Raw genomic sequence first — 13,675 nt, 5'->3', positions numbered from 1 at the left:
GAGGCTCCGGGGACGGAGAAGCAGACTCCGGCCGGGACGGGTCGAGCGCCATGTCGCACCATCCCCCCAGTGATCGAAGCGGAGAGAGCCAGTCGGGCAGGGTGATCCATTTGGTCAGGTATGACATAGTATAAAGCGCTTGTAATGAGTTTTTCCCGGCTTATTCAGGGGGCGCAGTGGTATCGCTGTCCTCCCCGCACACGACGGAATCCGTGTCCCGGAAAGGGCTGCCCGCGAACCAGCTCGCGGCCGCCGGTGCCCGCAAGTTCGTGCGGGCCCTGCTCACCGAGCGGGCCACGGCACCCTCCGCCACGGCCGGGCCCGGCGCCGCCGCGATCAGCGCGGAACTCATCCACGACGCCGTCCTGCTCACCAGCGAGCTGGTCACCAACGCCGTGATGTACGCCGGCACCGACATCGACGTCACCTGCCGCCTGGAACACGGCGGGCCCGACCCCGAGGGCAACGGCGAGCGCCACCCGGCCAGGGTGGGCGTGGTCGTCGAGGTCTCCGACCGGCACCCCGCCCGGGGCGTACGCGGCGGGGTCGACGCCCGCACCGGGGAGCCGGGATACGGGCTCCAGCTGGTGAGCGCGCTGGCCGAGGCATGGGGCGTGACCTACCGGCGGGCCGTGAAGACCGTCTGGTTCCGGCTGGAGGCCACCGAGGGCCAGCCGCTGCGCCCGCGTGCCGTGCCCTCGCGCGAGTCGCGCGAGCCGGCGCCGTCCGTGGCCCCGGTCCGCCCCGTGGCCCCGCGCCGCCGCCCGCACGGCTTCGCCGCCGAGTGGGCCGACCGCGGCGGCCCGTCCTTCCTCGCCGAGACCAGCGAGCTGCTGGCCGGGCAGCTCGACCAGGACATGGTCACCGCGCTCGCCGCCCAGCTGCTGGTGCCGCGGCTCGCCGACTGGTGTGCGATCTGGCTGACCACGGAGGGCGGCGGGGTGCAGCTGTCACGGGTCTGGCACGTCGACGAGCGGCGGATCGCGCCGCTGCGCGACGAACTGGAACGGGACCCGCCGTCCGACATCATCCGCACCGCCGGCACCCCCTGGCCCTGGCCGGAATGCGCCGGCGCGTCCCCCTCGGGCGGGTCGGCACTCGCCTTCCCCCTCGTGGCCCGCGACGTCGACCAGGGCATGCTGCTGCTCGGCCGCGCGGGCCACCTCCAGATGACCGACACCGTGGTGCGGATGGTCGAGGACGTGGCGCGCCGGGTCGCGCAGGCCGTGTACACCGCCCGCCAGTACACCCGGCAGACCACGATCAGCCTGGCGCTCCAGCGCCGGCAGCTGCCCGCGACGCTCGCCAGCATCGTCGGCGTCGACACGGCGATCGTCTACGAGCCGCACGGCGAGGGACAGACCGTCGGCGGCGACTTCTACGACGTCTTCCCGATGGGCGAGCGCCGCTGGTGCTTCCTGCTCGGCGACGTACAGGGCAAGGACCCCGAGGCGATGTCCGTGACCGGTCTGGCGCGCCATCTGGTGCGGCTGCTGGCGCGCGAGGGCCATGGCGTCGAGTCGGTGCTCGGCCGGCTGAATCTGGCCATGGCCGAGGAGAGCGCGGAGGCGGTGGAGATGGGCGGCGAGCAGGCCACCTCCCGCTTCCTGAGCCTGCTGTACGGCGAGCTGGAGGTCGATCCGGGTGTCCCCGGCGCCCGCTGCACGGTCGCCACCGCCGGGCACCCGCCGCCGCTGCACATGTTCGTCGACGGCACCGTGGAGGCGGCCTCCGACCCGCAGATGCTGCTCGGCATCGACGAGGGCACCGAGTTCCACGCCAGCTCGTTCGTCCTCGCGCCGGGCGAGACGCTGCTGTGCGTGACCGACGGGGTCACCGAACGCCGGTGCGGCAACTGGCAGTTGGACGACAACGACGGACTGATCGAGGTCCTGCGGGACGGCATGGGGCTGGGCGCCAAGGCCCTCGCCGAACACGTGCGGCGCGCCGCGCACGACTTCGGCACCGGGCCCGTCGAGGACGATCTGTCGGTGCTGGTCCTCCAGGCGGTGACCCCGGCGGCCGACCGGCGCCCGTGACGCGCTCCGCCCCTGCGTGCGGACAGGCGAACGCGTGCGGACAGCCGAAAGGGGCCCGCTTCCGGCGGGCCCCTTCCTGTGGCTGTCCTGTGCTACCCCGTCAGCAGCCCGGGAACGTCGCCGACGGGGTCTCGAAGGTCCCCTGCCCCTGGACCTTGATCAGGCCGACGGCGCTCTTGCAGGGCCAGCTCATGTTCCAGGTCTGGGTGGCCCGGTCGCCCTTGCTGATGGTCTCCAGCCCGGCGTACGACGAGGAACCGTTCATGCGGTAACCGAGCTGGGCCTTGATGTCCGAGCCGGACTTCTTGGTGTAGATGATGTCGATGGACTGGGGCCGGCTGTTCATGACGATGCAGAGCTGACCGTTGCTCATGCTGGTGCACTTGACATGGTCCGACCCCGACGCCACCGCCTGGGTTCCGGCCGCGTGAGCCGGAACCGTGAGAAGCGAGAAGCCGATGGCCGCACACGCGGCGGCGGCCAGTGAGGCACGACGAATCATGGAGATCCCCCCGTTCGGTAGGTGTCTGACGGTGCAAAGGATCGATCACCGGTGCGAGCCATTTTCGGAAAAACTTCTCTGTAGTTCGATTCGACGGCATAAGGGGTGTCGCGGGGGTCCGTGAGCCCTCTGACGTGGTCGTGAAGCCGGGAACGAGGGCGTCGGGACCCGGCGGGGCCGGGGGGATCGCGGCGCCCGGAAGCGGAATCCGGCCGAAGTGCGGCCTGAGGCCGGAGGCCGGTCCCGCGGCCGTGCTACCGCCGTCGGCGGCGGCGCTACCGTCGGGTAGTGACATACCGCCCGGTATGTGCGCAGAATCGTCTCCACCGGTCGCGATGCGGCGACGGCACCCTCGGGAGGCTCTGTGTACAGCACCATGCAAGACGTACCCCTGCTGATCAGCCGGATTCTGGAGCACGGACGGACGGTCCACGGACAGTCGACCGTGACGACCTGGACCGGCGAGCCCGAGCCCCACCGCCGCACCTTCGCCGAGATCGGCAACCGCGCCGCCCAGCTCGCCCACGCCCTGCGCGACGACCTCGGAGTGACCGAGGGAAGTGTCGTGGGCACGCTGATGTGGAACAACGCCGAGCACCTGGAGACCTACCTCGCGATCCCCTCCGCGGGGGCCGTGCTGCACACCCTCAACCTGCGGCTGCCCGCCGAGCAACTGGTGTGGATCATCAACCACGCCGAGGACCGCGTGGTGCTCGTCAACGGCACCCTGCTGCCGCTGCTCGCCCCGCTGCTGCCGCAACTGCCGCACCTCGCGCACGTCGTGGTCGTCGGCCCCGGTGACCGCTCCCTGCTCGCGGGCGTCCGGGCGCGGGTGCACGAGTACGAGGAGCTGCTCGCCGGGCGGCCGGAGACCTACGACTGGCCGGAGATCGACGAGCGGGAGGCCGCGGCCCTCTGCTACACCTCGGGGACCACCGGCGACCCCAAGGGCGTGCTCTACAGCCACCGTTCGCTGTATCTGCACTCGATGCAGGTCAACACCGCCGAGGCGTTCGCGCTCACCCCGCGCGACATCACGCTGCCGGTCGTGCCGATGTTCCACGTCAACGCCTGGGGCCTGCCGCACGCCGCCTTCATGGCCGGCGCCTCGCTGCTGATGCCGGACCGCTTCCTGCAGCCCGCGCCGCTCGCCGAGATGATCGAGACCGTACGGCCCACCATCGGCGCCGCCGTGCCGACCATCTGGCAGGGCCTGCTCGCCGAACTCGACGCCACGGAACGGGATGTCGCCTGTCTGCGGACCGTCGTCATCGGCGGCTCCGCCTGCCCGCCCGCCCTGATGCGCGGCTTCGAGGAGCGGCACGGCATCCGCGTCGTGCACGCCTGGGGCATGACCGAGACCTCCCCGCTGGGCAGCGTCTCCCACCCGCCCGCCGGGGTCAGCGGCGACGACGAGTGGGCCTACCGCGCCACCCAGGGCCGCTTCGCCGCCTCCGTCGAGGCCCGGCTGATCGGCCCCGGCGGCGAACGGCTCCCCCACGACGGCACGGCGGCGGGCGAGCTGGAGGTCCGCGGCCCGTGGATCGCCGGCTCCTACTACGGCGGCGCCCAGGGCGAACCGCTGCGCCCCGAGGACAAGTTCAGCCCCGACGGCTGGCTGCGCACCGGCGACGTCGGCACCATCACCCCGAACGGCTACCTGACGCTGACCGACCGCGCCAAGGACGTCATCAAGTCCGGCGGCGAATGGATCTCCTCGGTCGAGCTGGAGAACCACCTGATGGCCCACCCGCACGTCGCGGAGGCCGCGGTGGTCGCCGTACCGGACGACAAGTGGGGCGAGCGGCCGCTGGCGACGGTGGTGCTCATCAAGGGCGCGACCATCGGCTACGAGGAGCTGAAGGCGTTCCTCGGCGAGCGGGTCGCCCGCTGGCAGCTGCCGGAGCGGTGGGCGGTGATCCCGGCGGTGCCCAAGACGAGCGTGGGCAAGTTCGACAAGAAGGTGCTGCGCCGGCAGTACGCGGAGGGCGAGTTGGACGTCACGCTGCTGGCCTGAGCGGTGGCCGGGCGTCCGCGGCACGGGCGCCCGGCCCGGCGTTCCCCCGGGCGGCGGGCCTGCTGTCGGCCCTCGCCGGATCCGGTCGGCCGGTCAGTCCCGGCCGGCCGCCGGGGCGGGCGTCCTCGGGCCCCCGGGCCCCTGCGGGCCGCCGCCCACCGCCGTCAGTTCGTGCCGATCTTGGCGAGCAGGTCGACGATCCGGGTCTGCACCTCGGCGCTGGTGGAGCGCTCCGCGAGGAAGAGCACCGTCTCGCCGGCGGCCAGCCGCGGCAGCTGCGCCGGGTCCATGTCGGCGGAGGTGTAGACGACCAGCGGCGTGTGGTCGAGCAGGCCGTTGGCGCGCAGCCAGTCGACGATCCCGGCCCGGCGGCGGCGCACCTGCATCAGGTCCATCACGACGAGGTTCGGGCGCATCTGCGTCGCGAGGTTGACCGCGTCGGTGTCGCCGCCGGCCCGTGCGACCTGCATCCCGCGGCGCTCCAGCGACGCGGAGAGGGCGCCCGCGATCGCGTCGTTCTCCTCGATCAGCAGCACCCGCGGCGGATGGACCTCGCTGTCGCGCGGTGCCAGCGCCTTGAGGAGGACGGCCGGGTCGGCACCGTAGGCGGCCTCCCGGGTGGCCTGCCCCAGACCGGCGGTCACCAGCACCGGGACCTCGGCCGCCCCCGCCGCCTGGCGCAGCGACTGCAGCGCGGTACGGGTGATCGGCCCGGTCAGCGGGTCGACGAAGAGCGCCGCGGGGTAGGCGGCGATCTGGGCGTCCACCTCTTCACGGGAGTTGACGATCACCGGGCGGTAGCCGCGGTCGCTCAGCGCCTGCTGGGTGGCGACGTCCGGCGCCGGCCACACCAGCAGCCGGCGCGGGTTGTCCAGCGGCTCCGGCGGCAGCTCGTCGTCCATCGGCATCGGCTGACGGTCCATCACCTCTATGGCGCCGTTCGGGCCGTCCAGCGGCTCGGGGCCCTCGCTGCCCTCGTCCGGCGCGGAGATGGCGAAAGCCCGGCCCTCGCCGGAGTCCATCAGATGCGGCTGGGGCGCGGACGGCGGCGGGGCCGGGGCCTGGTGCGGGGCCGGCGGCCCGGCCTGCTGCTGCGGCTGGGCACCGGGGTGCGGACGCGACTCGGCCGCGGACCGCTCGCCCTCCTGAGGCGGCGCGGCCAGCTTCCGGCGGCGGCCCGAACCGGCGGACGTCCCGCCCGGCGGGGTGCTGCCGGGCGGTACCGGCGGACGCTGCTGGTCCGCGATCTGCTGGGCGAACGGCACGCCCTGCCCGAGCGTGCGCACGCTGAACGCCCGCCCGTGGGAGTGTCCCGCGGCGTGCGCGTCGTCCTCGGCGGCGGGCGGCAGCGGCTGACGGTGGGGTCCCGGCCCGCCCTGCGGGGGTACCGGCGGCCGGCCCCCGGCCTCCTCGGCCGGGCTGGGGCGGCCGCGCCGACGGCCGGTGGGGGCGGGGGCGTTGGGGTCCTGGGGCGCGGCGGGGGCGTGCGGCGGCTGGGGCGCGCCGGGTGCCTGGGGCGCGCCGGATGCGTGAGGTGCACCGGCGTCCGGGCCCGGGGCGATGCCGGCCGCCGTGCCGGTGGCCGTGCCCGTGGCCTCCGCCGGTTCGGTGGGCTGCGCCACCAGCCCCTCCGGGCCCGCGACGAACGTGCCGGACGACTCGGCGTCGGCCATGGCGGCCGCCGCGCGCTCCTCGGCTGCCGCCCGTCTGGCCCGTCGCCGTCCGGTCGGCTCGCCGTCCCACTCGCCGTGCGCCGCGGCGGGGCCGCCGGCCGCTTCCAGCTCGTGTCCCGGCTGCCCGCCGGGCACCGGCTGCTCCGGGCCGCCCGCCACCGGCCGCCGTGCGCGACGGCGTCCCGTGCCGACGCCCTCCTGCGGACCGGTGTCCTGCGCGGGCACCTGGTCGGCGGCCTCGGGCGACGACTGCGGGGTCCGGTCCGCCGCGGCGGGCGGCAGCGCGAAGGCGGTACGCGCACCGGCCTGCTGCTGCGCCCCGGAGGCGGCGCCCGCCGGGGCACGGTCACCCTGCGCGGTCCGCTCGGGCGCCTCGGCCAGCGCCCGCCGCGCCCGCCGCCCGCCCGGCTGCACCGGACCGAGGCCCTGCGGCCCGCCCGGCGCCTGACCGGGGATCTGCGGCTGCCCCGGGACCGGGGTCTGCCCCGACGCCGTGGCCTGCCCGGGAATCTGCGGACGCGCGGGAACCGGGGCCGGGCCGGACCGCGCGCCCGGTGCCTGCCCGTTGGGCGTCGCCGCGGGCCCCTGCGCGGCGGCCGCCGGGCCGCCGGGTGCGCCCGCCGCGGGCCCGTGGCCCTGCTGCTGCCCGGAAGTCCGGTCCGTTCCGGAGGGGAGCGCGGGCAGCCCGCCGCCCTCCGGGGCACCCTGCCGGGCCCGGCGCCGCCCGCTCGGCGGCACCGACTCGGCACCCGCCATGCCCGGCGGCAGCCCCCGGCCGTCCGTGGCCGGCGCGCCGCCCTGCGTCCCCTGCCCGGCGCCGCCGTGCGCCGGATGCGGCCCGCGGCCGCCCCCGGCCGCCCCGGGGCCCGTCTCGCCCTGCGGGCCGTCGACCGTGGCACCGTGCGGAACGCCGGGCTCCGGCCCCATGCCCGCGCCCGGACCGCCCGGAAGGGCGCCCTGCTCCACGCCGGAGGGCCGCGCCCGGCGCCGGCCGGTCGGCTGCGCGCCGCCCGCCCGGTCCGGCACCGCCGCACCGCCGCCACCGCCCACGAGCGGCTCACCGGACCCACCGGTCCCACCGGACCCGCCGTCACCACCGGGACGGCCGTCGCCGCCCTCCTGGCCGTCGCCGTCCGGTCCCTGCTCGCCGCTCTCCGGGTCCGCCGCGTCGCCCTGGGTGCCCCGGGCGTGGGCGGCCGGAACCGGCATCACCGTCGTCTCGTTGCCGGCCGGCCCGTCCGTCCGCTCCGGCCCGCTCGTCGCGCCGTCCACCGACGTACCGTCCGCCGCCACCGGCAGCTCCAGCACATACGAGCTGCCGCCCGCGCCGGGCCCGCCGCCGGGCACCTCGTGCGTCTGCATCAGACCGCCGTGCTGCCGCACGATCCCGCGGACGATCGGCTCATGGACCGGGTCGCCGCCGCCGAACGGGCCGCGCACCTCGATCCGTACGACATCCCCGCGCTTGGCCGCCGCCACCACGATCGTCGAATCGCCCGGAATCGGCCCCGAACGCCCGCTCACGGCGGCCTCACCGGCCGGCATCCGGCCCGTCGAGTCCACCCCCGCGACATCCGCGATCAGATGGGACAGCGCCTGGGCGATCCGCTCCGCGTCGACCGTCGCCTCTATCGGCGGCGCGTGCACCGCGAACTGCGCCCGGCCCGGCCCGATCAGCTCGATCGCGCCCTCCACGCCCGCCGCGACCACGCCGTCCAGCGAGACCTTCGTGCGGTTGAGCTTCTCCTTGCCGGAGTCCAGCCGCTGATAGCTCAGGACGTTGTCCACCAGCGTCGTCATCCGGGCGTGGCCGGCCGCGAGGTGGTGCAGGATCTGGTTCGCCTCCGGCCAGAGCTGGCCGGCCGGGTCCGAGGCGAGCGTGCCCAGCTCGCCCTTCAGCTCCTCCAGCGGCCCGCGCAGCGCCTGGTCCAGCACCGCCAGCAACTGGGTGTGCCGGGCCGCCAGCGCGTCGAACGCACGGCGGTCGGTGAAGGTCATCACCGCCCCGACGAGCTGATCGCCGTCCCGCACCGGCGCCGTCGTCAGATCGACCGGCACCGCCCGGCCGTCCTTCGACCACAGCGCCTGACCCCGCACCCGGTGCTTGCGCCCGGACTTGAGGGTGTCGGCCAGCGGAGTGTCGTCCCACGGCAGCGCCGAACCGTCCGCCCGCGAGTGGTGGATCAGCGGATGCAGCTCCTTGCCGCCCAGCTCGCTCGCCCGGAATCCCAGGATCTGCGCCGCGGACGGATTGACCAGGACGACCTTGCCCTCGGCGTCCACCCCGACCACGCCCTCGGCCGCGGCCCGCAGGATCATCTCGGTCTGCCGCTGCTGGCGGGCCAGCTCGGTCTCGGTGTCCAGCGTCCCGGTCAGGTCGCGGACGACGAGCATCAGCAGCTCGTTGCCCGTGTAGCCGTTGCGGTGGTCGGCGTACGCGGCCTCGAAGGCGGACTCGTACGGGGTGCGCCCGTCCTCCAGGTTGGCGCTGGTCACCTCGACCAGCAGCTCGGTCCCGTCCGTGCGCCGCGCGACCATCCGCGTCGGCTTGGTGCGGGTGCGCTCCTCCTCCTCGTCCCGGCGCCGCATGGACCCCGGGATCCGCTTGGAGTCGAAGGACGGCAGCAGATCGAGCAGCCCGCGCCCCACCAGGGCCGTGCCCGGCGCCTCGAAGGTCTCCAGCGCGATGGTGTTGGCGTTGACGACCGTGCCGTTGCAGTTGACGAGCAACAGCGCGTCGGGGAGGGCGTCGAGTATGGCTGCGAGGCGAGCAGCGCCTCGGGATGGCCTGCTGCTCACGACGACGCTTCCTCCCTGTTACCGCACCTTGCCGACCCACCGTGGCGGATCGCTGGAATGGAGTCTACGGGCACTTGCCCCGGGCGCGGAGGCGGATGACGAGGAGGTAGTGCCACGGGCTTGTGCGACTCACCGCACGCCCGACATGTGCCCCTCGTCCTGACCTGGCGCGCTACTACGGCACGAACCGGGTCAGGAACCGGTCGGCGGGAGCAGGGGTTCGAAGCGGCCCCAGCGGCTGATCTCACACCCATTGGTGCGCCGGAAATCCGCGTTGACGGGTCGCCCCGCCCAGGTCCCGGTGACATGCGCGGTCGCCGGGCCGCCGTACATCATCGTGCAGTTCGCCCCCTGCGGAACGGGCGCGAACGGGTCCTTCCCCCACTTCGTCATCCCGTCCAGCTTCGCGCAGGCCCCCTTGACGTCCCGGTGATTGCCCCCACCCGGATGGCAGTACAGCTCGAAGGTGCCATTGGTGGCCGCCGAACCGGAGCCGTGAACGGTGACGGTGAGGTGGTCGACGGGAGCACGACGGTGGCCGGGGGCGCGGTGGGCGTGGGCGTGGTGCGAGTGGTGGGCGTGCGGCGCGTGGTGGGTGGTGGGGGTGTGGTGGTGGCCGGGAGTGTGGTGCTTGGCCGGCTTGTGGTGGCCGGCGGGGGCGTGGTGACTGGCCGGGGTGCGGTGACCGGAGGGTCTGCCGTGCTCGGCGAGCGCGTGGTGTCCGGCGAGAGCGTGGTGGCTTACGGCGGCGTGGCCGGCGGGGGCGTGGTGCCGGTGGAGGGAGTGGCGCCCGCCGGGGACGTCGCGTCCGTCGCGCCCAGGGTGTCCGGCGAGCGCGTGCTGTCCGGCGAGGTCCTGGCGCCCCGGGTCGGGGATCCCGTCCCCGGCCCAGTGGTGCGGCAGCGGGATCGGGGCGGCCGACGCGGCGGGCGCCGCCAGGACCAGCGCCGCGGTGACGGAGACGACGGACACGGCGGCGGTGACGGAGACGCGGCCCGCGGCCGCCGTGGTGGCGGCCAAACGGGTCATGACCGTGGCGGCGGCGCCGGCGACCCGGCGGCTCACGCTCGTGGCGGCGGCCTGGCGGGCCGTGGTCGTGGTGGCGGGGCTGGCGGCCGAGGCGAGGGGGGCTGACGTCCGGCGATGCGGCATCACGGGCTCCAGGGAGGCGAGTGCGGGGCGGTACGCGGTACGTACACGCCGGGGGCGCACGACGACGCCAGCCGCCACGGCCCCGACACTTCTAACGCGCCTTTGCCCCCGACGTTGCGCTGCAGGAACGTCTTTGCCGGGTGGCCCGCGCGCCTAGTACCGTAGGGGGCGATTGGTGACAGCCCTGGGGGCTGTGCCATCATCTGGACACACCACAGCGTGCCCGCACGCGTGGGGTGTGTGGAGGCGTCGCCTAGTCCGGTCTATGGCGCCGCACTGCTAATGCGGTTTGGGGCTTACCCCCCATCGAGGGTTCAAATCCCTCCGCCTCCGCTCTTCTTCGTTCAGGCCCCGGTCCTCCCGACCGGGGCCTGAACGCTTTCCCGCCCCCCTGAGCAACCGCACCCCATTGCTCCCCGCCTCTCTCCCCCTCTGCTGGGTCCACCCCCCCCGCCCCGAAAGTGGCCCCCGCCACAGCAAGCGTCGAACGGGAAGCCATCGGCGTTCACGGCACCCTCCCCACCCCGACCCGCGAGGCGATCACCGCCACCCACTCGCGCACTGCTCCGGAGCTCGCGGCCCTGACCCCCGAGCCTGCGCCCCGCCTCCGAGCGCCGCACCCTCCGACCCTTCCGGCCGGCCCGGCCCACCGTCCTCACCCCGTCGGGTTCCTTGGCAACGCGAAGGCCGACACCCCGAACCGCACCGAACCACTCCGAACCATTCCGAAGAGGACTGCCTCTGCCCGAACTTCGTCCGGAAGATCGAGGACTCCCCCTGGCTCCAGCGGCCCCCGAACGCCCCCAGGAGGTCGTTTCCGCAGGTCAGAGGGGTTACGGGCAATGGATTTCGCGTGACGGCGCAGGTCATGTAATGTTGTTCCCGCAACGCCGACCGGCAAGAAAAACCGCCGGAAAGCCAAGCGCTCGTAGCTTAACGGATAGAGCATCTGACTACGGATCAGAAGGTTGCAGGTTCGAATCCTGCCGAGCGCACAGCAGATCAAAGCCCCCGCCGGGTCATCCGGACGGGGGCTTTGTCGTGCCGTACAGCAGCGAAGTGCGGCAACCGGGCCGGGTGAGCCCGTGCCGCCCATCGCTTCGGAGGGCTTGTCCAAGGGTGAGTCGGCCTCTTCCTCGCTCGCCTCGGCGTAGACCTCCATCGTTATCGCGATCTGCGAGTGCCGGCGGACGCGTTGTGCCTCCTTGGGTGCCCGCCGAGGGTGGCCGGAGGTGAGTTGGGCTGGTGTGCTGATGAGTTGAGGGTGTGCGGCGCGGGGGTGCGGCAGGGGTGTGGTGGTGGGGAGGGGAAGCGATTAGGCATTGGTGGGGGAGTGGCGTAGTGTTCTGTTCACCGACGCGGGGTGGAGCAGCTCGGTAGCTCGCTGGGCTCATAACCCAGAGGTCGCAGGTTCAAATCCTGTCCCCGCTACTGATGCCGTAGGCCCAGTGGAATTCGTTCCACTGGGCCTACGGCTTTTTTGCGTCTGTGTGCGTGGGCGAGGCGCTGGGGTCAGCCGGGGGTCGGTGGGGGTGGGGCTGTGTAGTGGGCGGCCGGGCCGGTGTGGGGCAGGTGGGGGTGGAGGAGCAGGTTGTCGTCGTAGTCGCCGTTGTTCTGGTGGCGGAAGGGGAGCGGGGCGGTGGTGGGGAGGGTGTTCAGGCGCTCGCGCAGGCGGGTGGCGGCGGTGGCGTAGGCCGTGGGGGTGGTGCGGTCCGCGCCGGGGATCAGGAGGGGCGGGACGACGGAGATCCCCGTGTACCAGAGGGTGCCGTGCTGGAGGGGGAAGAGGAGGTCGTTGAGGTCGCCGTTGACGCCGCGGGGGCCGAGGGTGGCGGCGCGGGCGCCGGCGGTGGTGATGACCATGGCGCGCTTGCCGGTGAGTCTGCCGTCGCCGTAGCGCCGGGGGCGGCCGGTGGCGGGGTCGGTGAGGCCGAAGGCGAAGCCCTTGACGAAGACGCGGTCGAACCAGCCCTTGAGGATGGCCGGCATGCCGTACCACCAGAGGGGGAACTGGACGATCAGCGTGTCCGCCCAGGTGAGTTTCTGCTGCTCGGCGTCGATGTCGGGGCTCAAGCGGCCGCGTGCGTAGGCGCGTTCCGAGGCCGCGCCGACGAGGAGGCGGTCGGCCGGGTCGTGGCCGTAGTCGGCGGCGTCGACCACCGGGTTCCACTTCATGGCGTACAGGTCGGAGACGCGGTGCTGGTGGCCCTGGGCGTCGAGGGTGCGCAGGCCCTCGGTTTTGAGGGCGCCGCTCAGGGAGCGCTGGTCGGGGTGGGCGAACAGCCAGAGGACCTTCATGTCCTCCACTGTTCCGGGGGCGGCGGGCCGCATCGAGTGGCCCGATGGCCATGATGTGCAAAGATCGGGCCATGGGTGTGCGGGAGAGCGGCGGCCGTGGTGACGAGGGCGGCGGTGGCGGGCATGTGCCGGCCGTTCCGGGGGGTGTGCCGCCGCACCGGGTGGCGGTGCTGGTGCGGGACGGGATGCTGCCGATCGAGGTGGGAATCGTGCACCGGATCTTCGGCGAGGCCCGGTCGGCGGCGGGGGAGCGGCTGTACGAGCTGGTGACCTGTGCGCTGGCGCCGGGCGAGGTGCGTACGGACGCGGACTTCACGGTGAATGTCGCGCACGGGCCGGAGGCGCTGGCGGAGGCCGGAACCGTGGTCGTACCGGCGTCCGGGACGGACTACGGGCGGGGCGAGGGGTGGTGCGCCGGGCGGCTGGACCCGGAGATGACCGCGGCGCTGGGGCGGATCCGGCCCGGGACCCGGATCGCGTCGATCTGCACGGGGGCGTTCGTGCTGGCCGCGGCCGGGCTGCTGGACGGGCGGCGGGCGACCACGCACTGGCGGTCGGTGGACGCCTTCCGGCAGTTGTTCCCGGCGGTCGAGCTGGATCCGGACGTGCTGTACACGGACGAGGGGGAGGTGCTGACCGCGGCGGGGGTGGCCTCCGGGATCGATCTGTGTCTGCACATGGTCCGCTGCGATCACGGCGCGGCGGTGGCCAACGACGTGGCGCGGCGGACGGTCGTGCCGCCGCACCGGGAGGGCGGGCAGGCGCAGTACATCCGGCGGCCGGTGCCGGAGCCGCAGCTGTCCTCCACGGGGGTGGCGCGGGCCTGGGTGCTGGAGCACCTGGACCGGCCGTTGACCCTGCGGGACCTGGCGGCGCGGGAGGCGATGAGCGTACGGACCTTCACCCGGCGGTTCCGGGAGGAGGTCGGGGTCTCGCCGTTGCAGTGGCTGACGCGGCAACGGATCGAGCGCGCGCGGCAGTTGCTGGAGGAGACGGAGCTGACGGTGGACCGGATCGCCGACGAGGCGGGCTTCGGGACGGCGGCCTCGCTGCGGATGCATCTGCAGGCGGCGCTGGGGGTGTCGCCGCGGGCCTATCGGAGCACGTTCCGGGGGCCCGGGAGCGGGAGTGGGAATGGGCCCGGGAGTGGGGGCGGGTTGCCGGCTTGAGGGGGCCGTGGGCGCGGGCCGGGGGC

General features: G+C 74.1%; 7 protein-coding genes and 3 tRNA genes. 6 read left to right on the top strand and 4 right to left on the bottom strand.

All coding sequences use genetic code 11. The annotated features are described in order from the left end of the window. The first annotated feature begins 212 nt into the window (after window positions 1-212). Window positions 213-2,039 (top strand): SpoIIE family protein phosphatase, encoded by a 1,827-nt coding sequence (locus K7396_RS17235; protein WP_223660047.1) that lies wholly within the window; start codon window positions 213-215, stop codon window positions 2,037-2,039. Window positions 2,040-2,139: 100 nt separating this feature from the next. Here the strand turns inward: K7396_RS17235 and K7396_RS17230 are convergent, their stop codons facing one another. Beyond that, window positions 2,140-2,412 carry a hypothetical protein gene (locus tag K7396_RS17230; protein WP_223660044.1) on the bottom strand — a complete coding sequence of 91 codons (273 nt, stop codon included), beginning with the start codon at window positions 2,410-2,412 and terminating at the stop codon, window positions 2,140-2,142. A 493-nt stretch (window positions 2,413-2,905) separates the two neighbouring features. Between K7396_RS17230 and K7396_RS17225 the strand changes: the two genes are divergently transcribed. After that, on the top strand, window positions 2,906-4,558 hold the full coding sequence (locus K7396_RS17225) for a long-chain fatty acid--CoA ligase (RefSeq protein ID WP_086718606.1): 1,653 nt from the start codon (window positions 2,906-2,908) through the stop codon (window positions 4,556-4,558). A gap of 164 nt (window positions 4,559-4,722) precedes the next feature. Here the strand turns inward: K7396_RS17225 and K7396_RS17220 are convergent, their stop codons facing one another. Next, the gene (locus tag K7396_RS17220) at window positions 4,723-9,030 is read right to left on the bottom strand and encodes a response regulator (RefSeq protein ID WP_152104616.1); all 4,308 of its coding nucleotides are present in this window, start codon (window positions 9,028-9,030) and stop codon (window positions 4,723-4,725) included. Window positions 9,031-9,222: 192 nt separating this feature from the next. Further along, window positions 9,223-10,182, bottom strand: coding sequence for an SSI family serine proteinase inhibitor (locus K7396_RS35965; protein WP_373866922.1), 960 nt, complete (start codon window positions 10,180-10,182; stop codon window positions 9,223-9,225). Between the two features lie 242 nt (window positions 10,183-10,424). Between K7396_RS35965 and K7396_RS17210 the strand changes: the two genes are divergently transcribed. The 3 genes from K7396_RS17210 to K7396_RS17195 all read left to right on the top strand — a co-directional run bounded on the left by K7396_RS17210 (window position 10,425) and on the right by K7396_RS17195 (window position 11,613). Beyond that, window positions 10,425-10,515, top strand: a tRNA-Ser gene (locus tag K7396_RS17210). Between the two features lie 589 nt (window positions 10,516-11,104). Then, window positions 11,105-11,177: transfer RNA gene (locus tag K7396_RS17200), tRNA-Arg, on the top strand. Window positions 11,178-11,539: 362 nt separating this feature from the next. Further along, window positions 11,540-11,613 (top strand) — tRNA-Met (locus K7396_RS17195). 81 nt (window positions 11,614-11,694) lie between these two features. Here the strand turns inward: K7396_RS17195 and K7396_RS17190 are convergent. Beyond that, complete coding sequence (locus tag K7396_RS17190) at window positions 11,695-12,480, bottom strand: NAD(P)H-dependent oxidoreductase (RefSeq protein ID WP_152104617.1); 786 nt, start codon at window positions 12,478-12,480, stop codon at window positions 11,695-11,697. A gap of 44 nt (window positions 12,481-12,524) precedes the next feature. Here K7396_RS17190 and K7396_RS17185 point away from each other — a divergent pair, with 44 nt between their 5' ends. Beyond that, entirely contained in the window at window positions 12,525-13,649 is a 1,125-nt protein-coding gene (locus tag K7396_RS17185; protein ID WP_152104618.1) for a GlxA family transcriptional regulator, read from the top strand. Window positions 13,650-13,675 lie beyond the last annotated feature (26 nt).

It is taken from the genome of Streptomyces angustmyceticus (assembly GCF_019933235.1).
GTDB classification, from domain to species: domain Bacteria; phylum Actinomycetota; class Actinomycetes; order Streptomycetales; family Streptomycetaceae; genus Streptomyces; species Streptomyces angustmyceticus.
Note: the sequence above shows the minus strand (reverse complement) of the source record. Positions and strands in the feature narration are given on the sequence as shown.

What these genes read in the sequence shown, in the direction of transcription:
- K7396_RS35965 (WP_373866922.1), bottom strand. Translation starts at nt 10,182, where the DNA reads ATGCCGCATCGCCGGACGTCAGCCCCCCTCGCCTCGGCCGCCAGCCCC.
- K7396_RS17190 (WP_152104617.1), bottom strand. Translation starts at nt 12,480, where the DNA reads ATGAAGGTCCTCTGGCTGTTCGCCCACCCCGACCAGCGCTCCCTGAGC.
- K7396_RS17185 (WP_152104618.1), top strand. Translation starts at nt 12,525, where the DNA reads ATGGCCATGATGTGCAAAGATCGGGCCATGGGTGTGCGGGAGAGCGGC.
- K7396_RS17230 (WP_223660044.1), bottom strand. Translation starts at nt 2,412, where the DNA reads ATGAGCAACGGTCAGCTCTGCATCGTCATGAACAGCCGGCCCCAGTCC.